Genomic DNA, 24460 nt, shown 5'->3' on the forward strand with positions numbered 1-24460 from the left:
TAGCCTATAGATTAGTTATAGAAGTTCAGGGATATCAAGTAGTAATTTCAGCACTTATGCCTCTGTCTCTTATTTTTTGTGTTATTAGATAAAATCACAATTCCTAGTCGTGATTACAGAGTATGTAATCTCTTTGGAGAATTTGTAACACATATTAAAAGGTCGACTATGCATCTCGTAAACTATCTTAAATGCGTTGATGATTAGTGCCGAGTCCGAGCGGGATCGAGATACCCTTTCCCCGGTTTTGCGATTTTTGGTCAAATATAAATTAATCGCTACTACTAGCTCATTTTATCATTTGCTTGTTTATATCTCAGTGAGATATATAACTTTCACTGGACTATAGATCGTGTTACCGTTAACTCTCGGCGGAGAAAATGAGATATTGCAGTATATTTGTTTGCCTCCTCATTTATGTTTTTTGAGTCTACAACTAGTGAATCAATTTTTATTTGTTGGTTGATTAATTAACGGCACTTCTAATCTTGCGGGTATACCGGTCTGACTGTGTTTATAATTAAGAACCATTTGGTGAGTCCAAAAATAAAGAGCACCATCGTTTTTTAGAATCACATTCTAGATTTCAAAGTATGACATCTTCTTTTGTAGCTTACATGTAAGCTATTAAGAGATTAATGCCAATTTCAACAATATTTTCCACTGCGGCACGAGACGGAAATTTCTTTTCGTACGATTAATGAGTGAACATTGTAGATTTATGGGGGTTAGGTTCATCTTAAATACGTGTAATATTGGTCAAGGATTAGTGTGGTCATTTAGAAACCAAACGCATTACTAACTACTTACTAATTCAGTCATTTATTATTAAATGAATTTGAGGCGAGCATATTATACTAATAATATTAGTAGGTCCGTTTAAGTGTTACTACCGACTGTGATTTACGTTTATTTACTCTATTGCTAACAATCTCTTTTTCTGTAATTGCATGGCTGTTTACCGTTGCTGCTATTAATGTAAGTTACAGGAACTCATTATGACTCTAACTTTACCCGCTATGCAGAAAAACTTTAATCTGCTCGAACTATTTAATCACCATAATTAACATGTACTAATGCTTATATGCCTATCAGTCCTGTGCATAAAATCAGAGGCGAACGGCGATACAATAGCGTTTACATTTTATATTACAACTGGGTAAAGATCTGGTTTTCCTGCTCGGCAACACGGATAAAAGTAGTGTGTTTAGTTAACTCATTCAAGCATGTCGCCCCAACATAGGTGCAGGCAGAGCGTAGACCGCCAAGGATATCGCGTATAGTGTATTCTACCGGACCACGTAGCGGTAGCTTGACGGTTTTGCCCTCGGTTGCACGGTAATCCGCTACCCCACCGACATGCCGTATCATTGCTGCTTCTGAACTCATGCCATAGAATAACATAAATCGTTCACCGTTTTTTTCTACAATAGTACCTTCGCATTCATCATGCCCTGCCAGCATGCCACCCAGCATCACGAAATCTGCACCACCGCCGAACGCCTTGGCTACATCACCAGGAACCACACAGCCGCCATCGCTGATAATTTGACCTCCCAAACCATGAGCGGCGTCAGCACACTCGATCACCGCCGATAGTTGGGGATAACCGACGCCGGTTTTGACCCGTGTGGTACATACCGATCCTGGACCAATGCCAACTTTGACAATATCAGCACCAGAGAGAATGAGTTCTTCTACCATTTCTCCTGTGACTACATTGCCAGCGCAGATCACCTTATCCGGATAGGCGATGCGAGCTTTTTCGACAAAGGTCACAAAATGTTCTGAGTATCCATTAGCGACATCAATGCAGATAAAGTTCAACTGCGGCGATAACGCTAGGATCTGTTTTATCTTATCGAAGTCAGTTGTAGAGGTTCCGGTGGAAACCATTACATGATGTAGTACCGATACAGGCGCACACTCCACAAACTTATGCCATTGCCTTACATTATAATGTTTATGCACTGCTGTCAGTACATCAAAAGTCGCCAATGCTTTCGCCATGTGAAAAGTACCGACGGTATCCATATTGGCTGCTATAACTGGTACGCCGGACCAGCGAATGCCCGGATATTTGAAGGTGAAGTCGCGCTGCAGTTCAACATCGGAGCGGCTTTTCAGCGTAGAGCATTTCGGCCGAATAAGCACATCTTTAAAACCTAACTTCACATCTTCTTCTATACGCATAGTGTTACCCTTGTAAAGGCTACAAGTCTTATAGTCAATATCAAGTACATTTTACTTATCCCAGTAACGGTATCATACGCGGGATTAACGTTAGGGCAAGACTGTGCAACTTACTAATAGTAAGTTACAATCGTACTAATTTATTTGAGGTCAATTTATACTTTTTCAAAGTGAAGTAAGTTAATATAATGCAATACATTGTTGCTCTTACAGGTGGTATCGGCAGTGGTAAAAACACCGTAGCCAATGCTTTCGCCGCTTTCGGCATACCTTTAGTTGATGCCGACGTGATTGCACGAGAGATAGTTGAGCCAGACAGCCCAGTTTTGCATGCCATTAAGCAACGTTTTGGTTCAGCAGTATTGACTGCGTCTGGATTGTTGGATCGCGCTGCGCTCAGAGCGCGTATTTTCAGTTGTCCGGAAGAAAAATCTTGGTTGAACGGCCTACTCCATCCGTTTATTCAACGCAAAACCGAACAAGAATTGCGATCTGCTAGAGGGCCGTACGTATTGTGGATGGCGCCGCTACTTATTGAAAATAATTTGCAGCAGCACGCTAATCGAGTGCTAGTGGTGGATGTTGACCGCGAGGTTCAAATCGTGCGTACTCTCCGTCGAGACGGAGTCAGCCGTGAGCTAGTAGAAAATATTTTGACAACGCAAGTGTCCCGTCAGCGACGTCTAGCCTGCGCAGACGATGTTATTGATAACAGCGGGTGTCCTGAGAAGCTCACGGAGCGCATTGCTATTTTACATCAACGCTATCTTGCGTTTTCAGCAGCAGGAAGCTAATAAGATAAATAACCATTAATAATTATATTATAACAGTGCTATTTTTAAATAGCGCGCAATGAAAATGCTGGATTGGCTGCAGTTGGGAGTTGTTTTTGTTGTGGTTTTTATTTGCAGTTGGTAAAGACCAGAGCCTAAAGCTTTCTGTACTACATAAGCTTACTAGATTTTCTCTAGCGTACAAACTGACGTAGCAAAATAATTCAAGAGATAGATCGCAGCTACAAAATTGCTATAGCGCAATTATCACATAATAATTGCTACATATGTTCAAGGCATAGTGCGACGCAAAGGATAATAGCTAGTAAATACTGGATCCTCTACGCAATAAGGTGCTAACTAATATCCCTTAATTATAGTGCGCTATTTGGGCCTGTTCAAGTATCAAAATTAGTTTAAACGGATTCTTTCAAAACAACTGTTATTGGGGGAGGCAGGGTATTTGCTTCGGTTACACATTTTATATCAAACAGTAAAACTCATCTAAAAGTTTCTGACCATCAAATATTTTTGTTATGAGTTGCATCCCTGTATAAAGAATAATATCTTGGGGCTTTCCTGACCACCTACCGCTTAAAACAACTCATTATTAGGACAATAATTAATTATAAGCAGTTATTATTGTTATAGGCCACTCTAATTAACAGCGATAAGGTATAGTAGTCTGAAATCAGAAAACTAATTTAGGACGTTTTATCAAACACTCCTATTTCATAGATCTTGGTAAATTAATATAACAGGAAATTACCCCTCCAGAGATGTGTAAATAAAAAATACAATAACACAACAAAGATAACATTTAACCCAAAGATTCATGTTAATAATAAACACAAGTTGTGTTGCTACGTGTGACTTTATTTTAAAAATTTTGCTTTCTTCCCTGAAGGAAAGCAAATAATCAATAGTGTATAAAGCACAACACATACTAAACTACTCTGGTTTAATGCTAGCTTTGGATGCTTAAGCATCAGGATATATGTAACAGTTTACATTTTTATGTAATTATATGTCCTGAAGATATTAGTATTAAGGAGTTTTCATAGAAATTTAAGGAATCAAATAATAAGACTGGTCGCTAAGGATATTATAATATTATGATATGCGCATGAAGAGCATGTTTTATATAAAGCACCATAGAAAATAGGCTTTCAAAGGTTGTTTAAATAAAATTTAATAAAACAAAGGATACTGTCCTGCCGTTTTATATCTGGCAACTATATGTCGGCACTTGCTTTTACTTCCAAGTTGCACTAAGTGTTTCTTGTTTTTATTCCTCCAAGTTTTTTAGCACGACAGACAAATAGCATCCAGATGTAGTAAGCGCGCGTTACACTAGTTTTAGTATTTGTATGCATCTAAATAGGTTTAGACACAAATTGTAGGGCATAATATAGAAGTATGATAAAGTACGATTATTTACTTTGTATCATACTTTATTGTTCTAGAATTCGACTCTCTATATAGCTGTAGTCCCTTCGTATCACCAGAGTAGGTGTTTATATCGTTTCCTGGCTCACTCAATTTTTTACTGGTGTATGTACTATAAGCTACTTAGCTTTATTTTGGTTTTATTTATGAACATATGGTCTGACTAGAGAAGTGTTATCAAAGTGTTAAATGGACAAATCCTACGTTGTTGAGCAACGCTTTTTACTGTTCGGTATAAGCTCATTTGCTCTTTGTTTGTAATAATCACTACAGCATAAAAACTATATTGTAGTTTTTAATGTGCTTTAAATCAATAAGCACAATAACTATAATTCTCTTTATACACTTTGATGCCACCTTATTTCAATAGGGCACACTTGGTAAAACTAAGGTTAATTGAAACGTTTACTAACAAATGGTTTATCGGTTGCAGTGACTATGTGATGTCGGTATACTGTTACTTTCAGTATTTTCTTAATGTTATAAGCACTGCAGTACATGCAGGGTTATAATAGTTTTTCTGCACAGCAAGTAATTAGTCATAGTAGTTTTGTCAAAAATATAAGCAGTTAGACTAACTCTTGTACTAATTCTTATACTAAATATTGTGTAGCACACAGTTAATGTTTAACGCTAAACGAATGAGAAGGGTTATCACACGTAAAGTTAAATAAGGTGATGAGTGTGGAGTTATAAACTACTACATAACTCCAGAATAAGGACCGATACTGCTATTATTTAACTTATAGTGACTATAATAAGTGAACCTTTCAGATCAATAGGTTATTAAATAACTATCTTTTCTCGTTATGTACCAGAAAGTGTAACAACCTTTAGTTGTCATTTACCACGTTTTGTTATTTATACCTTCGATTAAGTAGTCATAAAGCGTTAGGACTTAAAATAAATTCAAGTCAATTTATTAAAAGCGATTATATAAAAAAATTCATCTGTGAGTATACAGTATGTTTATCAAACACAATATCGTACATAGTGCAAAATGCAAATACTTTAAGTAAAGCATCTTATTTTATAAGACGATAAATATTTTATATAATACATATTATACATTTCAATGTTGAAACTTTATCAAAACAAAATATACTAATATAGTACAAATGCTGTAGATAATTAACAATTGATTAATTTATATACTAAAGTATTTTAGGAATTAAGTCAGTATATAACACCCTATCGTAAAATTACAATTAAATACATTAATAGTGTTAAGGCATATTAAGATAATTGTATTTTAAGAAAAACTATGTTTTGTTTTAATATAAACTTATAGAAGTAAATTAAATTTGATTAAAGTTTATTACAACTCATGATTTATTGACATTAAATCACTTATCTGGTAACAAGTACATATAGTGCCAAAATAATCTATTTGTATTTTAAAGAAAATAATATTAAAACAAGCCATATGCGAATGTATTAGTTAATTAACAAATGAGAATTATAAAGAAAGATACACATACCTTATAAGGTATTAATATGTATTACCTGTTTGTTTACAGGATGATATACTAAAGAATAATAATTAAACTAAATAGTTAAGTTTAAATGCATTACGGTTAATTATTTTATCATAGATGTATGATATGGTTTATAACTTAGTAATAAATTATATATTCTTTATTTGAAATAAAAATTGATATTGTTTCTCAGTATAGTTATTAACACTGTATTAAAATTAATTGTATTTTACTTAATTTATATATGCAAACACAAAAGGCAAAAGAAGATCAAATCTTCAAAGACTTATGTTTACTAACAACTAAAGTAAAATCGTGACATATCAATTTAAGGCAAGTTGTTGGCAATAAATTTATAGCATGCATAACTGCAAAAGCATTTTATGAAAACTGAGAACGAATTCAGAAAATTAGTACGTTAGTAACGGTTATAAGGTCACGTTAATAGTGTGAATTTATAAGAATTTTACTGAGGATTGCTATTTAGCAGCACAAAGACATTTTAGTATATTATGAATGATTATTCATACTTATTGTTTTCTTTGTAATTGATTAAAATCATGGAGAGACAGGGATTTGAACCCTGGAAGGGATTATGCTCCCTTAACGGTTTTCGAGACCGTCCCGTTCAACCACTCCGGCATCTCTCCTTTTAAAATATTATTATCCTTTTTTGTATTTTACTAGTATTAATTTGCTTCTTATCAGTAAAGTAATAACCGGTCTGGTAAGTAATGATAAAATCATCATAAATTATTTATTTTACTAATTTACATGAAAGTTAAGGCTAGGTGGCATCAATTTTGTTATTCATCTCCTAAGTAAATTTATAAGCAAAGAAAACTAGCAAGGCTAATAAAAGATCTGAAAATAATATTTTTCTTACAAATACTTTAATATAATGCGCGGTATGTTTGTTTGATGATCCCGTGCCTTTTTATCCGTGATTGAGTAGAAACAATATAGTTATATAAATTTTATTAATTGCTAATTTACTTCAATCCTTTGTAGTAGATAATAAAGATCGGCTAAATAATTTTAATTTGGTATTCTTCGGGTAAGGCTGGTCATTCAAGGTAATGTTGAGGTTAAAACTATGGACTTGAGCTTATTTTAAATTCATAATGTTTGTATTGTGTTTAAGTTTGAATTTTGTTATTCATAAAATCGCTTACATACTTAATTTCGATTCATGGCAAGCAACTTGCATCAACTTTGTTCTGTTTAACCCGTTATGAGAAATTGCTTTTTGTAAGTAACGACTCTAAGGTGTCATGTTGAATTTGCATTATGAGGTTAAATTGGGGAGTACAGGCAGTATAGATACTATTTCAAAAGCGACTGCGTAGATTTTAGGTCGTATTAGCAGAATATTTTTAGCTTTTCAAGAGTTATCGACGGCGCTATTAACTAATATTTACTATTAGTTTCAATATTCTTGTTGGGAATTGTGCTCAAAGGCTCACTATCCTAAATATCGACAGTTCACAAGATAGATGCGGCATAACCTACCATCATAGTAAGTTTATTAATTAAGCGTTAATTTAGGGTAAATAGTGTTTTTCGCGTTCATTTAGCGCTAAGCATCACCAATTAAACTAAGCATTAAGGAGTTGTTTAGTTTTATACAATTATTAGTTGACACTATTTAAGTGTTTCCCTATACTCAACGGGGTGCAAGGTTATTCCTCTGTAGTTCAGTAGGTAGAACGGCGGACTGTTAATCCGTATGTCACTGGTTCGAGTCCAGTCAGAGGAGCCAAAATTCTAGATATACCACCTTAAAAAAACTTAAATAAATTTTAAGATATATTTATAACCGCATATATAATGCGATATTTTATTTGCGTTTATTTAATAATACCTCCACTATCGCTCATTCTGTCATATTTTACATATGATACATACTAACAATATAAGGTATACGTAAGAATAAAATTCCTTAGCTAAGTAAAAAGAACTAAGGATTGATAATAAATAAATTTGTGTTTATAGCTTTTTGTTAAGGTATAATTACTTAATTAGGCATCATTTATTTCAGGTGACAATCTATAAATGCAAATATTTTGTAATCAATGCTTAGCTCAACGTAATAGTAAAACTAACAACGAAACGTTTTGGTGAAGCCATTTGTCTAAGCAAATGGCTTGTTTACCTACAGTTTTGTTATTTCCTGTTCTTTTTCGGTAAGCTACTAGAGTAAATATTTTCTTTATTATTTAGCCCATCGCGGTGATGGCTGGTAATACGACCGGCTGTGTGAGATCAATTTGCGACCTTAGTACTTAGCTAGAGAAGGCCCACAACCTCTTCTATGCAAGCCTTTAATAAGGCGTCCGACCATTTTAGTTCGCTTTATTGCATATATTTTGTTAATTAATATCAATAAAGTAGGAGTAAAGAGCAAAATGTGAGATAGTTAGCAGACTTATTTATTTTTATCAAGGATCGTAAAAAACTCTGGTCGATAAAGAGCAGCATATGGCAACTAGTGCATAACTCATCAACCAACACTTTGTTTGAAGCGTGGAAACTACGGCTAGTAGAGTACCGGATTTGACTGACAGAGCAAAATTCTTCATAGTATTTTAAAATAATGTGATTTTACTGTCTAGTAATACCAATTGTATTGTTTATTCTGTACACACGGACCGTGATCTCTTATAAATAAAGCATCTGGTTGATAATGCATGTATCAATAAAATTTATGCCTATTATGTTGTTAATATAAATTAGCTGAAATTTTATTTTATAATCTCGACCTAACGCTTAAAACGTTACTTTGCCTATAATTCTAGAGTTTTAATTCTCCCTATTCGTTAGATAAATATCTAGTTTTGCTGCAGATATTATGAGAAAATCTACAACTGATTGCAATAACTATCACTAGAAGTTTTTACTAACTTTTATATCTTACCCTTAACTGTATTTCAAGTAAATTAAGTTACTCTCTTGTTAAGAGTAAGCCGTGTTCTATATAAATAAACTATTATTAACCACTAATTTACCTAAGTGTTAATAACATTTATTAATCTTAGTTTTTTTAATAGTGCTAGTAGTGAGAATTATTTTTCAGTTCATCCCTCTATTATTTAAGAGGGTATTAAGAATTATATAGTTAGCATCTTTAACATATAATAAATAGTTATCTGACCTAAAGTATTAATATAGACGTATAATATAGCATACTTGTTGTATGCTATAAATAACAAGTTATGAATTAAAAATTTTTAAAACATGATATTAAAGATTTTGATAATATTGACTTAGTGATTTTTGAAATAGTAACTACTATTAATTGTTAATTTACAGACAAGATAAATATCTATTTTTTAGAAAGCTTCTAATTGGTAGGTTACCTACTAACAACTATAAATTTATTATTTATCTACGTGTATTATACGCTGCAATTGTTCGTATAACTTTTCTCTTAATAATGATTTTATTTTGTATAAAAATTATAGTGTATTGTGCTTTTCTTACTTTGCCATGATTATTCCATGCAGTATGTAGCATGTATTAACAATAATCTATTTTAGTTTTTATTATAGTACCTTAATTATATTAAGCCTAAATTAACGCAAGCAGTTAGTTTCATGTTAATTTGTGTTCTTTTAAATAAATGCAATTTAGTAAAATACTTAATATAAGTAAAGAGCTTTATTTTAATGTAAGATGCATTTCTTATATATTTATAGTAAATTAGCATATCGATTTTATCGCGAGGCGTGAATTTTTAAATCCTTTATTTTTCTTGCTGAAGCGTCAGATACAATGTTTGGGGAAAGATCATCTTTTTGGTTGTTTTTTACCAAACTAGCGGGCACAGATTTGATGCCCCAATGGTTTGGTTAAATTTTTATTTAACGGAAGCCCTTTTCCCGCTTTAAAAAATCATAGGCTTGCTGTATTGCTTGCGTTTTCCTTTTGGCTATTTCCATCATTTCCGATGGTAGATCTTTCGCTACAAGCTTGTCGGGATGATGTTTTCTCATTAGCTTGCGATAAGCTCGTTTAATCGTTTGACTATCGTCCTGGGGATTGACTCCGAGCACGTTGCAGGCATCCTCCACGGTAGGTACTTTCGTTCTTGACGGCTGGCGATAGCAGTCCTCAAAATAATTATTTTGAGCGCTAAATTGCGCATCAACCTTCATCATGTCGAGAAACTGATCAAACTGTTCATGTGTAACGCCTAGTTCTTTGGCTATGGTGTACAACACCTGCCGCTCGTTATCGTGTAGCCAACCATCTGCTAAGGCTGCCTGAATTTGGATTTCTAAAAACATACGAATAAGATCGAAATGGCCTAAGCATATCTGGCGAAATTCGCGCAATCGGCTACGCAGCGGAAAATCTTTCTTTTTCCCTTCCCGAAATGCCTCTTGTGCTGCGCTTTTTAGCACATGATTTAGTTGCATCCACGTCATCAAACGATTGGCGTTCATAATATCAGCCTCGGTGACTCGCCCTTTGGATTTGGTGACATATCCCATTACCTGAAAAGTAGTGCGTAAAAAAACATTTTGTCTGGTTTGTTGATCAAAAAAATAACCGGAACCTAGAATTTGGTCTCGTTGCATTTTATCCACAATATGGCCAATTATTAGGCCTAGTACGATGGGCCAAAAACCACCGCCCAACAAAATCATCATAATAGCTCCCAACAGCTTACCCCAATAACGCATATGCTCCATAATTCCTTATGCCGTCGGTACTAAATTGCTTTAGCTACCTACCTTGCTATTTAACGTTAAGCTTAACCGCGGGTAGCGCAATAGCGGGATTTATATTTGGCGCAATGCCGGTGAATGATATAGTCTTTGACCGTTTTCGCGAATAACCCTACATGATGCAATACCTAACATGCTTATAAAAAAATACTTACTTATACTGATATTCAGTTTTATGGGGGCAGTTATTTTTATTTGGTTTGTTCTTCATAGTCAACTAGCTCTGGCAAAACTAGCAGATAAATGTTTATTGGGTGTTTTGCCCTGTACTCAAACTAAACTCTTGGTTAATGACCACCAAGATACATTTTCGGCGCATATAAAAGCCGATAAAGCCGCCGCGAATTATCCTGAACATGCACTATTTGGTGGCAACGTGGAAATTGAGCAATGCAACAACACTCTCACCGCCGATGAAGTGCAAATCATTCAATGCCAGGAGCAAAACCAAGCCCCACTTTTTACCATTATCGCTACTGGCAATGTAAATTATGTCAACAATGAAATAAAATTGCAGGGATCCAGAGCCTGGTCTAATCTCAATAACAAAGATACCGACGTTTATCAAGGTAATTACCAGATGGTGGGTCGGCAAGGCCACGGATCCGCTGATGTTATGAAGCAACGCGCCCATAACCGTTACACAATTTTAGAAAACGGCAGTTTTACCTCTTGTCTGCCAGCAGATAACAGTTGGAGAGTGTTTTGTTCAAAATTAATCTATGACCGTGAGGAGCAATTTGCCGAGATTTGGAACGCTCGCTTCAAAATCGGTAAAATGCTAGTCTTCTACAGCCCGTATTTGCAAATACCGGTAGGTGACAAACGCCGTTCCGGCTTTCTGATTACCAATGCTAAATACCGAAGCAGCAACGGCTTCGAGCTCAGAGCTCCCTACTATCTTAACTTGGCACCTAACTACGATGCTACTGTCACGCTTAGCTATATGAATAAACGTGACATACGGATTCAAACTGAGTTCCGTTATCTGACTATTCCTGGTGAGGGAATTATGGATTTTGATTGGCTACCTAACTCGCGAGTTTACAGCAACTATTATAGTGATCGCTGGTTATTTTATTGGCATCATAACGGCGTTTTAAATCAGAGATATCGTTTTAATGTCGATTATACTAAAGTTAGCGACTCTAACTATTTTGACGATCTGGACTCTAAGTACAGTAACATCACCAAGGAATACGCTACGCAAAACTTCAGCTTTGGCTATGCAGATAAACATTGGGATACTGTCCTATCGTACAAGCAATTTCAGGTTTTTAACACTAGAAACATCGCAGCCTATCGCGTTGTTCCTCAATTTGATATGATTTACTATAAAAACGATATGGGTTTGTTTGACCTTAAGGTATTTAGCCAGGTAGCCAAATTTACTAACGTTAATAAGGATTATCCTAAAGCTACTAGATTACATATAGCGCCTACTCTCAACCTACCGCTGTCTAATCGTTGGGGCAGTATTAATACCGAAGCTAAACTTATGGCGACTCATTATAAGCAAGAAAATATCGATTATCACAATAAAAACACTACCACCGATCTTCATCTTAAGTCATCGGTCAATCGGGTTTTGCCACAGTTTAAAACTGATATCAATATTGCGTTAGAACGCAATATGCATGACACACTCGATCATAAGCAAACGTTTGAGTCGCGGTTGCAATACCTGTATGTTCCCTATCGTAACCAAAATAATATCGGTGTTTACGACTCTACGATTATTCATCACACAAACTACTCTAGCTTGTTCCATGATTTTATTTATAGCGGTCTTGACCGTTTCTCTTTCGCTAACCAATTGGCAAGCGGCGTGACCACCAGAATTTATGGCGATCAACTAGTAGAACGATTGAACTCATCCGTGGGTCAAATCTATTATTTTTCACGACTAAGGTCCGGTGATATGACCAGTACATGGAATCATCATAATAATAGCAGCAGTGTGGTTTGGGCAGGAGATTGCTACTGGTGTATCAATAATCAGTGGGGTGTTAGTGGCAGCCTGCAGTATAATTCACACTTAAACAACGTTGCGCTAGGCGATGCGGTTCTAGAATATTGGCGCGACAAAAATCGTATCCTAAAGCTAAACTATCGTTACGTTAGCCCTCAATATATTGATCATATGATGTCAGATATTAGTCATCCCGGCTATAAAAATGGTATTTCGCAATTGGGGGTAACTGGCCGTTGGTCGTTAGCTGACCGATGGTTACTAGTTGGTTCGTATTATTACGATACCAAAGCCAACCAGCCTTCAGATCAACTGTTCGGCCTGCAATACAATACTAGCTGTTGGGCTATCAATATTGGTTATGAGAAAAAGATCATTGGCTGGAATAATATCGATAGTTCTAGCCGATACGAAAATAAAATATTATTTAATCTTGAACTGCGCGGTTTGAGCAACAATTATGGCCTGAGCACTGACAAGATTTTAAGATCTAGCATGATACCCTGTCAGCGGGAGTGGTAATATTGTGGTTTTGATGAAAAAAATGCAATTAATACTTGATATAAAACTGATATAAATGAAACAAAATGAAAAATTGGAAAAGATTTTGTGTTGTTCTTGTCTTATGCGCTCATAGCGCCATCGCTTCGACCCAAGTAGTGGATAAAGTTGTTGCAGTGGTTAATAATAACGTTGTTCTGGAAAGTGATGTGAACAGTATGTTAACCACAGTAAAACTCGGTGTGCATAAATCCAATAAACAGCTGCCGGACGACACAATGCTTAGCCGCCAGATTCTTGATCAGTTGATTATGGATAACATTATTCTGCAGTTGGCTCAGCGCGCGAATATTGTTATCAGCGACGAGCAGCTGGATCAGGCTATTGACAATATCGCTATCAAAAATCATATGACCATCGATCATCTGCGTTTGAGACTTGCTCGTGAGGGAATGGATTACGATACCTTTCGTGCAAAAATTGGCAAAGATATGCTTATTTCTAAAGTGCGTGACAGTGAAGTATTTCGACGCGTTACTATTCTTCCGCAGGAAGTAGATTCGCTGGCGAAGAAAATCGCTGTCCAAATCGGTAATGACGTAAAATTCAATCTTAATCATATACTGATCCCGTTGCCGGAAAACCCAACGCAGGAGCAGTTAGATAAAGCGACAGTACTGGCTAATTCCTTAGTAGAACGAAGCAAGAACGGCACAGACTTTTGCAAGTTAGCTATAAATTCCTCGGGGGTATTACAGGAGCTGAAAGTAGATCAGATGGGCTGGAGAAAATTTGAGGAAATACCGTCAATTTTCGTTTCACAATTGCGAGGCGTTCAGAAAGATAGCATTATCGGCCCGATTCGTTCCGGAGTAGGTTTACATATTCTGAAAGTTAACGATATTTGCGGTGATGATCAGAGAGAAGTCGTCACCGAAGTACATGCGCGCCATATTCTTTTGTGTCCCTCGGTAGTGATGACTGATCAGCAGGCTCAAGCCAAACTCGAGGATATAGCGGCGCAAATTAATAGCGGTCTTATCAGTTTCGATGCTGTAGCTAAACAGCTGTCTGAAGACTATAATTCCGCAAATCAGGGCGGCGATTTGGGCTGGAATCGCCTTGATGCGTTCGATCTATCTTTTCAAGATACGTTGATGCATCTGCACAAAGGAGAACTCAGTTCTCCGGTACATTCAGCCTTCGGCTGGCATCTAATTGAGCTTATCGATACCCGTCAGATAGACTCTACCGATTTCGTCCAGAAAGATCGCGCTTATCAACTGCTTTTAAACCGTAAATTTGCTGAAGAAGAGCAATTTTGGATGCAAGAACAACTGGCGGCAGCCTATGTAAAAATCTTTCAAGACAATGAACAATAATCAACGCATTGTTATTACTCCCGGAGAACCAGCCGGAATTGGACCTGATCTCGTTGCCGTGCTAGCTCAACAGGCGTGGCCGGTTGAGCTTGTAATATGTGCCTCTCCTGCGCTATTGACGGCTCGAGCACGGCAACTTAACTTGCCACTGCGGCTACACCCCTATAATCCCGAAGATCCTGCCACACCACGGCCAGCTGGTGAACTGACAGTTCTGGCTATTGAAGCGTTGTCACCGATTACCCCTGGCAAACTCAATGTTGCTAATAGCAATTATGTGATAAAGACCCTGGCTCGTGCTTGTGAAGGCTGCCTTAGCGGCGAGTTCGCGGCGTTGCTTACTGGCCCGGTACATAAGGGCGTAATTAACGATTATGGTTTGTTATTCATCGGCCATACCGAATATTTAGCCAAACTTAGCGGCCGAGATCGTGTGGTCATGATGTTGACTACCGAGTCGCTACGCGTAGCTCTCGCGACGACACACTTGCCGTTGTTGGCAGTGCCTGGTGCTATTACCCGCAATTCCCTTGATGAAGTTATTACAATTTTGGTTCAGGATCTCAAACGTAAATTTGATATCTTGCATCCGTGTATTTATGTCTGTGGGCTTAATCCCCACGCAGGTGAAGGAGGCCATCTAGGCCGAGAAGAAATAGAGGTGATCATTCCAGCCCTGGATATTTTGCGTGAGAAAGGATATAATCTCGTTGGTCCGTTGCCTGCCGATACCTTATTTCAATCGCAATATTTGCGTCGTGCGGATGCGGTGCTGGCGATGTATCACGATCAGGGTCTGCCAGTATTAAAATATCAAGGGTTCGGCAGGGCTGTCAATATCACGCTAGGGCTCCCCTTCATTCGTACCTCTGTCGATCACGGTACTGCTCTGGAGCTTGCCGGGTCGGGACAAGCAGAGGCGGGCAGCATTAAAGCGGCACTTAATCTAACAATAGAGATGCTCAAACATCAAAATGAATAATTGCATTTATAAAGGACATGTTGCGCGTAAGCGTTTTGGTCAACATTTTTTGCACGAAAGTACAATTATTGATGCTATTGTTAGAGCGATTCATCCAGAGCAGGGACAGGCAATAGTAGAAATCGGTGCAGGCATGGGCGTATTGACCGAACCGGTATTGAAGCGTATTGATAGCATGACAGTTATTGAGCTTGACCGTGATTTGGTCACCCGGCTATCTAGCCATCCTTTTTTTAAATCCAGACTAAACATTATACAGCAGAATGCAATGATGGTAAATTTTGCAGCGTTGTCTGCTGCACGAGGTCAGCCGCTGCGCATATTTGGCAATCTTCCTTATAATATTTCCACGCCACTCATGTTTAATCTTTTCCGCTATATTCATGTCATTCATGACATGCATTTTATGTTGCAAAAAGAGGTGGTCAACAGGTTGGTGTCTGGTCCGAATAGCAAAAATTACGGCCGTTTGAGCGTGATGACTCAGTACTACTGCCACATAATTCCGGTGCTGGAAGTGCCGCGGACTGCGTTTCGACCGGTACCAAAAGTTGAGTCAGCGTTGGTGCGGTTAGTACCCTATTCTAAATTACCATTCCCGGTCAATGATTTTAGTAAATTAGCTGCTTTGACTCGCCTGGCGTTCAACCAGCGACGCAAGACGCTGCGCAATAGCCTAAGCAATCTTTTTAGTGCGCAACAGATGGCGGAACAAAATATTGATGCGACGCTACGCGCGGAAAATTTGAGTGTTGAGCATTATTGCCGTTTAGCCAACCTCCTAGCGGAGCGCCCCGTTTCACAGGATTAATAGGAGTGCTTTAATGATTAACTCGCCTCGTATCTGCGTTCAGGTTCAGAGCATGTACATAGAGACACAATCTCAACCAGAAAAGAAACGTTACGTTTTTGCTTATACCATTAGGTTGCGTAATTTAGGACGGTATTCCGTGCAGTTACTAGGGCGTTACTGGCGTATAACCAATGCCAACGGCCAGGAAATCGAAGTTCAAGGTGAAGGTGTGTTGGGCGAGAAGCCATGCATTCTTCCCAGAGGCGAGTTTCAATACACCAGTGGTGCGGTGTTAGAAACTCCACTTGGTACCATGCAGGGTTATTATAATATGGTCAATTATCAGGGACAAGGGTTTCAAGTTGCGATCCCGGTTTTCCGCTTAGCGATTCCTTCTCTTATAAATTAACTATGTCAATTTATTTAATTGGTGATATTCACGGCTGTTTTGACGAGCTTAAAATAATATTGGGTCAAGTTCAGTTTAATCCGGTCGCGGACACTTTATGGCTGACTGGAGATCTAGTCGCTCGCGGTCCTAATTCGCTAGAAGTTTTACGCCTAGTACGTAGCTTGGGCGATAGCGTACGTATGGTTTTGGGCAATCACGATCTACGCTTATTGTCAATCTATGCCGGTATAAGTCGTAATGAGCCAAAAGATCGCATGACGGCACTTCTAAAAGCGCCGGATATTGAGGAACTAATCAATTGGCTACGCTGCCAGCCAGTACTACAAGTGGATGAGGAAAAAAAATTGTTAATGGTCCATGCTGGTATCACGCCGCAGTGGGATCTCGCGACGGCGTGCCAATGTGCGTTGGAGGTTGAAACAGAACTCAGGAGTGACAGTTATCCACTGTTTCTTGACGCAATGTATGGTGATATGCCGAACTACTTTAGTTCGGAGTTGAGCTATTTGGCACGTCTGCGATTTAGTACAAATGTATTTACCCGCATGCGCTACTGTTTACCTAATGGACAGTTGGACATGTCTTGCAAGGACATACCGAACAAAGCTCCACCGCCGCTGCGTCCCTGGTTTATGTTGCCTAGTCTAGTGTCTGAGTGTTACAGTATCGTCTTCGGCCACTGGGCTTCGCTTATGGGGCAGGGAACACCATCAAATATTTATGGGCTCGACACTGGATGTTGCTGGGGTGGGAAACTAACTCTGTTGCGCTGGCAAGATAGAGTGTTTACCTACGTGCCTTCTAACTATCAAAACAAAGTGAGCATTAAAAAATGTATTATGGCTTGAAGTCAACGCTTGCTAGTAGCAAGCTGCTTTTAAGGTTTGACGTCAATCCTTGACGTTCTAATATTTCAAAATGGTAGCTGTGGATATTTCGCGTATCAGCTTCATGGAATTCACTTAATATAGATTTCCAATTATTCGGCTCATAGTCGGGAAACCAGGTATCGCCATCTACTTTTGTATTAATATGGGTAAGATAAAGCCGCCTGGACTGTGGTAAAAAAGTTTCGTAAACTTTACATCCGCCGATCACCATCACTTCAGCCACTGGACCTGCCGCGATTAGTGCCTGCGTTGCCGTTGTCACCCAGGTTATGCCGTCTTGATCGCCTAAATTGCTGCTTAGCACAATATTGTGTCTTCCCGGCAGGGGCTTTCCAATAGACTCAAACGTGCGTCTACCCATTATGATTGGTTTATCAAGAGTGTTACGCCTGAACCAGGCTAGATCGGCGGAAAGATGCCAAGGAATGGTGTTTTTCATACCAATTACACGCTCTACTGCCAGAGCGGCAATTAAGCTAATGATCATAAAAAATCTCACAGGCAACAAAGTTGCTGATATTATACGAAAAGAAAATTTGTGCGTCGATAGCTTCTTTTTTAATAAGTGATGCTTTTAAAAGCATGTAACAGTGCTACGGTAATAAGCGTTAATTAATTAAAACGAAACAGTTATAAAGTTATTTTATGATTTTTATCATATTTAGATATTGATGCAATAGAGAAAATGCTAGCGCATGTAATGCGCTCAAATAACTTTGGTGGCAGCATCGCCATTAAAAAACATCGCAATAATGCATTTGCCCTCCTGATTGAGCGCCATATTATAAATACAATATGTTCTATATCGCAAGGCATCGCGCTGGATAATGTTAGTATTCGCAATTGCTAGAATCCTGGCTCTATTATGAACTATCTAACTATATTTATCGTTTTTTTTGATTTTGTCTTGAATATGCGATATTGTACTGTACATTTTATTTATCAGACGCTAATTAATATTTTTATGTCAAGGAGTGGTAATCTGTAACTGAAAATCATTAAAAACAAGAGATGACACGAATAAAAACTTTACTAACTGATTGTACAGTATAGTTGTGATTAACATAAAATATTACTGTATAACTAGTTAGTTGTTCGAATTAACCTTTCGTCAGGGTGCTCAATTAATACAATTTATATCTAACTTTCTTATGCTATAATTTTGACTAGAACGTAAAAGCGGGTGAGGAATTGTTGTGAGAATTATTAAAGAAAGTGCGTAGTGCCATTTTTGTTTAAACGGCATTATTTTTTACCTAGGTTATTGCCGGATATTATCACTGTATAGGGATCTTGTGCTTGGGTAGATACAGACGTTAAAAGAACAACTTATGTAGCTTAAGCCCACCGCGTAGAAACGCGATAATAAAAATAAAATTTAAATTAATAGATTAATTGTAAAATACCAAGTAAAATAATAAAGCGTTGGTAGCAATTTTTTTGTGAGATTCTAGAAGAGAGTTTGATGACGTATTTTTAAGTGTCCCAAAGAAAAATGTTAAGTACTATTATAAGTTACGGTGGCAGACGATATTGCAGATATCCATCAGAGATGCTACTGCTTTAATATAAAAGACTGCCATAGTTGTTGTATAATATGAGAAACCAAATATTGTTATATTGTAATAAGCATATTATGATCGAATGGTGTTATTAGATTCTAAGCCTGCTAAAAACTAGATCTATTTTTGAATTTTAATAACACCACAGGTTATGTATATCTGCTATTAAGCCGCAGCATGCTGTAGTTTTTATCCTCGTCGAGCACGAGGATATACCTTCCTTGTTAGATTTAGAGCGCTATATCATTAGCGAAGAAACTTATTTTTCATGCTGTTACTAGTTGGCAAAATGCTCTTCCTGAACTAGCAACACAAGCTGTGGAACAAATCGCTATAACTATCTGGAAGGCAACTGCTATAACTAGCCGCGATAATAAGATAGATCCTAATTGAATTTGCTAACATTAAGTCATTTGTTTGACGTATCTTATAGAAGATAAATGACAGCAGAATAATTTTTAGTTGTGAACTATATGTTATTGACAGTATGTAATATATAGCTGAATTTACTGATACGTATGTTGCCTGAGTGTACACTACTCAGTGATATTTGTTTGTGCTGGATTCTCTTAAAATGATGAGCCGATAAAATCATAGGTGTTGCAGGTAAAGCTTACTTATACGACGATACTATCGTCGTACCGCGGATTACAAGTTAGCAACATTGATAAATATTTTAAGCATTTTTATAACGCTAAAAGACTATGCTTCGGTGTCACTAGGGACAGGCGTTGAAAACTGAAAGTGCTTTTAATCCTGAAGCAAAAGATTCGTTTCTTTCGCGCTTTGGTATAAGTAAAAAGCAACTTTATAACGATATTTATTAATATATGATCCCATAATCAAGGGCACCAGTGCATCATGGCGAAGACCGCGCCTTTAGCAAGTAGTGTATGAAATAACGAAAATATGGGATCTGCGTCATTAAATGGGGCTGGCATGGAATGCCAATTAGCAAAAATCAGTGAATTCTGGTGTTGCGAATTATTACTACATGCATTGATAGAGGACCAATCACCTTGATATTGATTAATACGGGTATTGTTCATGAACATAGCTATGCCATAAAGTGATATTCAGTTATAAGTTTTATTTTAGTAGTGTAGTTTACACATGTACCACACGATATTTGTCGCTTTTACTTATCTACAAAAGAGCATAGCCATTTTTCTTTATGTTTTTCTTTCGGTATACATCTCCCTTTCTAGGTCCAAGAATTCTTTGGTAGCACGTATTTTTAACATCAAGATCGGTAGCCACTTTTAAAATTTGTTAACTGGCAGTACAACATCTCATACTATACTTCATAGTAAATCAGAATAACTTAGCACATAATAGCGTGTCTTAACAGAGCTAGTTTTTTTGGTGATAAAGACCCTCAGTGACTACTATTAACCAACAAACCATACCAGGGTGTTTTTTAAAAAACAAACAGCACCGGTACTTTATACATGAGTAAATCTCAGTAAAATATATCTAACTTAGGTTTACTACTAAATGAATATTTATTTTTTCTGATCCGCAGTGTAAACGTTAGCTTTGTATCTACTGGTTGATGCTTTGAATTTTACTATTCAGTGTATTTGTTTATAGCACTTACAACTGTAAGTTACTGAAATAAATTTAGATCTGCTTTATGTCATTGATGAAATGTGACCATACCGCTTATTAGCATATTTGCGATATTGCAAACTGCATTGACATTTATTTTGTATCGAATCGGTAAAATTAATTAAGCAGCACCGGTGCATCATTGAACATGTTAATCGCGTTTTGTTAGTAACTAAATATACTAATATCCGTATGTAGTACAATATCTATATTGCTTTTATGTTCCAAGATGATAAGGAAGAAGAATGCTAGCAGATAACCTATGGTAGTTAGATAGCTAAGCAATAGTATGGTAATAGTGGGCGTGAATCGGCTCTTTAAGCTGCAGATACCAACTACTATATTTTTATAATAAAACTACCATACCTAACTAAAGGAATTGGTATGTTCATTTTATATTACTTATATGTTAAGTAATGAGTTTTATTGTTTATTTATTTTTGTTATACGGCGTTTGTATGAGATATCTCTGTTTATAACAACAAGGAACAATGTCGTTAATATAGTTTTTAATCTCGGTATGGTTTGAATTTTAGGCTATAAAATAATACACTTAAGATTTATCAAAATTAACAAACTTAAAATTCATATTTGCGATGGCAAAAAGGTTTTGGTTTGCTAGCTAACCGATGCAAGAGAAAGCGATCGTTATTTATCAGATGTTAGCTGACTTATGCAAATGTGAAGGCAAAAATATTGTTGTAATACCGTATCTAATTCATCTTGAATTAACGGTTACGCAATCCAGTAAAGTTTGGTATGTGTCAACCTTATTGACACCTAAAATTTTTGAGATTAATCTAGATGTGGTACCATGTTTAGTAGCTCGTAAATCTATATTCTAGGCAATATAGATCTTATTACACTTGGCGTTAACCGCTAAAGTGTTTTATATAACCTCCAAATTGCTATGGCTATCTTTGATATTGTATATTGTTTTCATAACATATTGAGGTAATAACACGATTGCCTTATATCAGTAAATGTTGGGTAACATAGCACATGAGGTCATTATTGATATATTATCTACAATAAACTCCTGTTTTATAATATCTTCAATACAAAATTGGTATTTGAGGATAGTATTAATAATAAAATCTTATCAAATGGACATTCATTAATAACAACTTGTTTGCAGGAGGAGACTACGATCTCATCAGGTTACTCTGATTTGCTAGAGATTTTAACGCCACATAAATCAAATTTGCTATCATATAAAATAGGAACTTTAATATAAATAGTGAGGTGAAGTAGCTAGTATGTAGTGGATTTCCCTGTACTAAATATAAGTAACGAACTCATATTTGATGAATATATTTTAGTTTTCATTATAATATAAAATGTAATTAACTAATTTATCGCAACGTAACTATTTGTTATATTTTAAAATGCTAAAGTAAGTGCAATTTGCTATTTAAAAAGCGTGCTTGTTCTCACTACGTGTCACAATAATAGCACACCTTCCTAAAATATGAGGCGGAGGTGACGTTAAGTATATGTGACAAAACTTGCTTAAGTTAGGGTTTAAATACAAGGGTTAGTTATTTAGTAACTATTTTATTTCTATTGATGTCTATATGAGGAATAAACAGTATCTTAGTTAAGACGTTCTTTGATACGCGCTGCCCTACCCGTACGTTTACGCAGGTAATAAAGTTTCGCTTGACGTACTGCGCCACGACGTTTAATAACAATGTGATCAATATTTGGAGAATATGTTTGGAAGACTCGTTCAACACCTTCGCCACTGGAAATTTTACGAACAGTGAATGCAGAGTTCAAACCGCGGTTACGAATGGCGATAACTACACCCTCAAATGCTTGCAGACGTTTTTTACTACCTTCAACAACCCACACTTTAATTTCCACTGAGTCACCTGGACGAAAAAAAGGGGGTTCCTGCTTCATTTGTATTTGTTCAAGTTGCTGAATAATATTTCTCATGATATTTTGCCATTATAAACTACATTATAAACTAATAGAATTAATTTATTAGCTACCTAGCTGATTGCTTAATAATTTTGTTTTGTTGTCTTATATTCTTGCTGAAATTCAGTCAGTAATTTTGCTTGTTCGTTAGTAAGTGTTAAACTTGCCAGAAGTTCAGGTCTTTTTAACCAAGTATTGCCTAAAGATTGTTTTAAACGCCATCTTCGAATTTTAGCATGATTACCCGATAGAAGAACTGGGGGCACTTTCATACCATCTAAAACCTTAGGTCTAGTATAATGTGGGTGATCTAATAGCCTTTTGACGAAGGAGTCTTCCATAGCAGACTGTTCATGTCCTAGCACACCCGGGATCAATCGGGAAACTGAGTCAATCAGCGCCATCGCTGCTAATTCACCACAGCTGAGTACATAATCGCCCATTGACCATTCTTCATCAATCACTGTCTCTATTAAACGCTCATCAACACCTTCATAACGGCCACATACCAGAATCATCTTCGGATTAGCTACCAGCTCGCTTACTCCTTGCTGATCTAACTTGCGACCCTGAGGAGAAAGATAAATTACCTTTGACTCTTTGCCCATCTTATTCTTTGCTTCGTAAATTGAATCCCGCAAGGGTTGTACCATCATTAACATACCCGGACCACCTCCGTAAGGCCGATCGTCTACGGTAAAATGATGGTCATGAGTAAATGCCCGCGGATTCCAGTACTGTAGATTAAGCAGACCATTTTTTACTGCCTTTCCGGTTACTCCGTAATCGGAAATGGAGCGGAACATCTTTGGAAAAATACTGATAACACCAATCCACATCTCGTTATTTCCAATATTGTTACCTTTAAAATCCAGAATCAAAATCCCGGATTCCAGTCAATGTTAATTATGTGGTTTGTGAGATCTACATTTTTAATAACTTGACCATCGATGAACGGAATCAAGAGTTCTTTTATGCCAAAAGCATCTTTCTGGTTAGTTTTTACTACCATAGCATCGTTAGAACCAGTTTCCATAAAACCAACAACTTCACCCAGTTTATCACCATTAACTGTAACGATTTGGCATCCTAGGAGATCTTTCCAGTAGTATTCGCCGTTGTCGAGGTGTGGCAATTGCGATGCATCAATAATTATTTCGAAATTCGTCAAAAGTATTGCTTCTTTCCTATTCTTAATATTTCTTATTTTGATGATCCAGTCCCGATTGTGGCGCTTCCAACTTTCAAGCTCGATTAAATGTAACTTATCTTCTTTTGTGATAAACCAAGGTCGGTAATTAAAAATACTTTCGGATTTTTCGGTAAAAGAATACACTCTGATCCATCCACGAATGCCATACACTGCGCCCATCTTCCCAACTATGACTGATTCTGCCGGTTTTGATTGTGCTGCAATACGGAATTGTTTGTTCATTTTACCGCCTTTTAGCAGTATGACTACTTTTGTGTATTTTTGATTAGCGTTGATACGCGATCAGAAATTGTTGCGCCTTGGTTAACCCAATGTTTAACACGCTCTATATTTAAACGCAAATCTTCTGCCTGACCCTTTGGAACTGGGTTGAAAAAGCCAATACGTTCGATAAAACGACCGTCACGAGGATTGCGGCTGTCAGTCACTATAATTTGATAGAAAGGGCATTTTTTAGCTCCTCTACGTGCTAAACGAATTGTTACCATCACATCCTCTTTAGTTAATAAAACAACTGGACCCTATCAGGGGGGTAGATTCTTCGGTTGCCGTATGAAAAACCAAAGGTTTTTACTAGTTTGAAGATA

At 36.9% G+C, this 24460-nt stretch carries 15 protein-coding genes and 2 tRNA genes; 9 read left to right on the plus strand and 8 right to left on the minus strand.

The annotated features are described in order from the left end of the window. Nucleotides 1-1149 precede the first annotated feature (1149 nt). A complete protein-coding gene (locus tag HBA_RS00940; protein WP_097032189.1) occupies nucleotides 1150-2193 on the minus strand; it encodes a GMP reductase in 1044 nt (347 codons plus the stop codon). Between the two features lie 188 nt (nucleotides 2194-2381). On the opposite strand from HBA_RS00940, the gene coaE reads away from it, so the two are divergent. Further along, nucleotides 2382-2987, plus strand: coding sequence for a dephospho-CoA kinase (gene coaE / locus HBA_RS00945; protein ID WP_097032190.1), 606 nt, complete (start codon nucleotides 2382-2384; stop codon nucleotides 2985-2987). A gap of 3467 nt (nucleotides 2988-6454) precedes the next feature. Here the strand turns inward: coaE and HBA_RS00950 are convergent. Next, a tRNA-Ser gene (locus tag HBA_RS00950) sits at nucleotides 6455-6543 on the minus strand. A 1036-nt stretch (nucleotides 6544-7579) separates the two neighbouring features. Here HBA_RS00950 and HBA_RS00955 point away from each other — a divergent pair. After that, nucleotides 7580-7655, plus strand: a tRNA-Asn gene (locus HBA_RS00955). A 2101-nt stretch (nucleotides 7656-9756) separates the two neighbouring features. Here HBA_RS00955 and djlA read toward each other — a convergent pair. Beyond that, nucleotides 9757-10581 carry a co-chaperone DjlA gene (gene djlA, locus HBA_RS00960; RefSeq protein WP_097032608.1) on the minus strand — a complete coding sequence of 275 codons (825 nt, stop codon included), beginning with the start codon at nucleotides 10579-10581 and terminating at the stop codon, nucleotides 9757-9759. Between the two features lie 220 nt (nucleotides 10582-10801). Here djlA and lptD point away from each other — a divergent pair, with 220 nt between their 5' ends. The 6 genes from lptD to apaH all read left to right on the plus strand — a co-directional run bounded on the left by lptD (nucleotide 10802) and on the right by apaH (nucleotide 17516). Beyond that, nucleotides 10802-13120 (plus strand): LPS assembly protein LptD, encoded by a 2319-nt coding sequence (gene lptD / locus HBA_RS00965; RefSeq protein WP_097032191.1) that lies wholly within the window; start codon nucleotides 10802-10804, stop codon nucleotides 13118-13120. A 65-nt stretch (nucleotides 13121-13185) separates the two neighbouring features. Beyond that, nucleotides 13186-14481, plus strand: a complete 1296-nt coding sequence (gene surA, locus HBA_RS00970; protein ID WP_097032192.1) for a peptidylprolyl isomerase SurA — start codon at nucleotides 13186-13188, stop codon at nucleotides 14479-14481. Beyond that, nucleotides 14471-15463: a 4-hydroxythreonine-4-phosphate dehydrogenase PdxA gene (gene pdxA, locus HBA_RS00975; protein WP_097032193.1), complete on the plus strand. Its 993-nt coding sequence runs from the start codon at nucleotides 14471-14473 to the stop codon at nucleotides 15461-15463. Before surA ends, pdxA begins: the two co-directional genes overlap by 11 nt. Continuing rightward, complete coding sequence (rsmA, locus tag HBA_RS00980) at nucleotides 15456-16274, plus strand: 16S rRNA (adenine(1518)-N(6)/adenine(1519)-N(6))-dimethyltransferase RsmA (RefSeq protein WP_097032194.1); 819 nt, start codon at nucleotides 15456-15458, stop codon at nucleotides 16272-16274. The genes pdxA and rsmA overlap by 8 nt, the downstream gene beginning before the upstream one ends. Nucleotides 16275-16287: 13 nt before the next feature. Then, entirely contained in the window at nucleotides 16288-16665 is a 378-nt protein-coding gene (apaG, locus tag HBA_RS00985; protein WP_097032195.1) for a Co2+/Mg2+ efflux protein ApaG, read from the plus strand. A 2-nt stretch (nucleotides 16666-16667) separates the two neighbouring features. Then, the gene (gene apaH, locus HBA_RS00990; protein ID WP_097032196.1) at nucleotides 16668-17516 is read left to right on the plus strand and encodes a bis(5'-nucleosyl)-tetraphosphatase (symmetrical) ApaH; all 849 of its coding nucleotides are present in this window, start codon (nucleotides 16668-16670) and stop codon (nucleotides 17514-17516) included. Here apaH and folA read toward each other — a convergent pair. Then, on the minus strand, nucleotides 17506-18045 hold the full coding sequence (gene folA / locus HBA_RS00995; RefSeq protein ID WP_097032197.1) for a type 3 dihydrofolate reductase: 540 nt from the start codon (nucleotides 18043-18045) through the stop codon (nucleotides 17506-17508). The genes apaH and folA overlap by 11 nt on opposite strands. Before the next feature lie 213 nt (nucleotides 18046-18258). Between folA and HBA_RS03450 the strand changes: the two genes are divergently transcribed. Then, on the plus strand, nucleotides 18259-18408 hold the full coding sequence (locus HBA_RS03450) for a hypothetical protein (protein ID WP_157774241.1): 150 nt from the start codon (nucleotides 18259-18261) through the stop codon (nucleotides 18406-18408). A gap of 3919 nt (nucleotides 18409-22327) precedes the next feature. Here the strand turns inward: HBA_RS03450 and rplS are convergent. The 4 genes from rplS to rpsP form a co-directional block, all read right to left on the minus strand. Continuing rightward, nucleotides 22328-22675, minus strand: a complete 348-nt coding sequence (rplS, locus tag HBA_RS01010) for a 50S ribosomal protein L19 (protein WP_097032200.1) — start codon at nucleotides 22673-22675, stop codon at nucleotides 22328-22330. A gap of 68 nt (nucleotides 22676-22743) precedes the next feature. Then, on the minus strand, nucleotides 22744-23499 hold the full coding sequence (gene trmD, locus HBA_RS01015; protein ID WP_097032609.1) for a tRNA (guanosine(37)-N1)-methyltransferase TrmD: 756 nt from the start codon (nucleotides 23497-23499) through the stop codon (nucleotides 22744-22746). A gap of 38 nt (nucleotides 23500-23537) precedes the next feature. Then, nucleotides 23538-24095, minus strand: a complete 558-nt coding sequence (rimM, locus tag HBA_RS01020) for a ribosome maturation factor RimM (RefSeq protein ID WP_097032201.1) — start codon at nucleotides 24093-24095, stop codon at nucleotides 23538-23540. A 23-nt stretch (nucleotides 24096-24118) separates the two neighbouring features. Continuing rightward, entirely contained in the window at nucleotides 24119-24361 is a 243-nt protein-coding gene (gene rpsP / locus HBA_RS01025; RefSeq protein WP_097032202.1) for a 30S ribosomal protein S16, read from the minus strand. Nucleotides 24362-24460: the final 99 nt, after the last annotated feature.

The sequence above is a fragment of the Sodalis endosymbiont of Henestaris halophilus genome (assembly GCF_900161835.1).
GTDB lineage: Bacteria > Pseudomonadota > Gammaproteobacteria > Enterobacterales > Enterobacteriaceae.

Bases quoted from the DNA above. Each gene is read 5' to 3' on its own strand.
- surA (WP_097032192.1), top strand. From the start codon at position 13,186: ATGAAAAATTGGAAAAGATTTTGTGTTGTTCTTGTCTTATGCGCTCAT.
- rimM (WP_097032201.1), bottom strand. From the start codon at position 24,095: ATGAACAAACAATTCCGTATTGCAGCACAATCAAAACCGGCAGAATCA.
- rplS (WP_097032200.1), bottom strand. From the start codon at position 22,675: ATGAGAAATATTATTCAGCAACTTGAACAAATACAAATGAAGCAGGAA.
- rsmA (WP_097032194.1), top strand. From the start codon at position 15,456: ATGAATAATTGCATTTATAAAGGACATGTTGCGCGTAAGCGTTTTGGT.
- djlA (WP_097032608.1), bottom strand. From the start codon at position 10,581: ATGCGTTATTGGGGTAAGCTGTTGGGAGCTATTATGATGATTTTGTTG.
- apaH (WP_097032196.1), top strand. From the start codon at position 16,668: ATGTCAATTTATTTAATTGGTGATATTCACGGCTGTTTTGACGAGCTT.
- rpsP (WP_097032202.1), bottom strand. From the start codon at position 24,361: ATGGTAACAATTCGTTTAGCACGTAGAGGAGCTAAAAAATGCCCTTTC.
- lptD (WP_097032191.1), top strand. From the start codon at position 10,802: ATGGGGGCAGTTATTTTTATTTGGTTTGTTCTTCATAGTCAACTAGCT.
- folA (WP_097032197.1), bottom strand. From the start codon at position 18,045: ATGATCATTAGCTTAATTGCCGCTCTGGCAGTAGAGCGTGTAATTGGT.
- pdxA (WP_097032193.1), top strand. From the start codon at position 14,471: ATGAACAATAATCAACGCATTGTTATTACTCCCGGAGAACCAGCCGGA.
- trmD (WP_097032609.1), bottom strand. From the start codon at position 23,499: ATGTGGATTGGTGTTATCAGTATTTTTCCAAAGATGTTCCGCTCCATT.
- HBA_RS03450 (WP_157774241.1), top strand. From the start codon at position 18,259: ATGCGCTCAAATAACTTTGGTGGCAGCATCGCCATTAAAAAACATCGC.
- apaG (WP_097032195.1), top strand. From the start codon at position 16,288: ATGATTAACTCGCCTCGTATCTGCGTTCAGGTTCAGAGCATGTACATA.
- coaE (WP_097032190.1), top strand. From the start codon at position 2,382: ATGCAATACATTGTTGCTCTTACAGGTGGTATCGGCAGTGGTAAAAAC.
- HBA_RS00940 (WP_097032189.1), bottom strand. From the start codon at position 2,193: ATGCGTATAGAAGAAGATGTGAAGTTAGGTTTTAAAGATGTGCTTATT.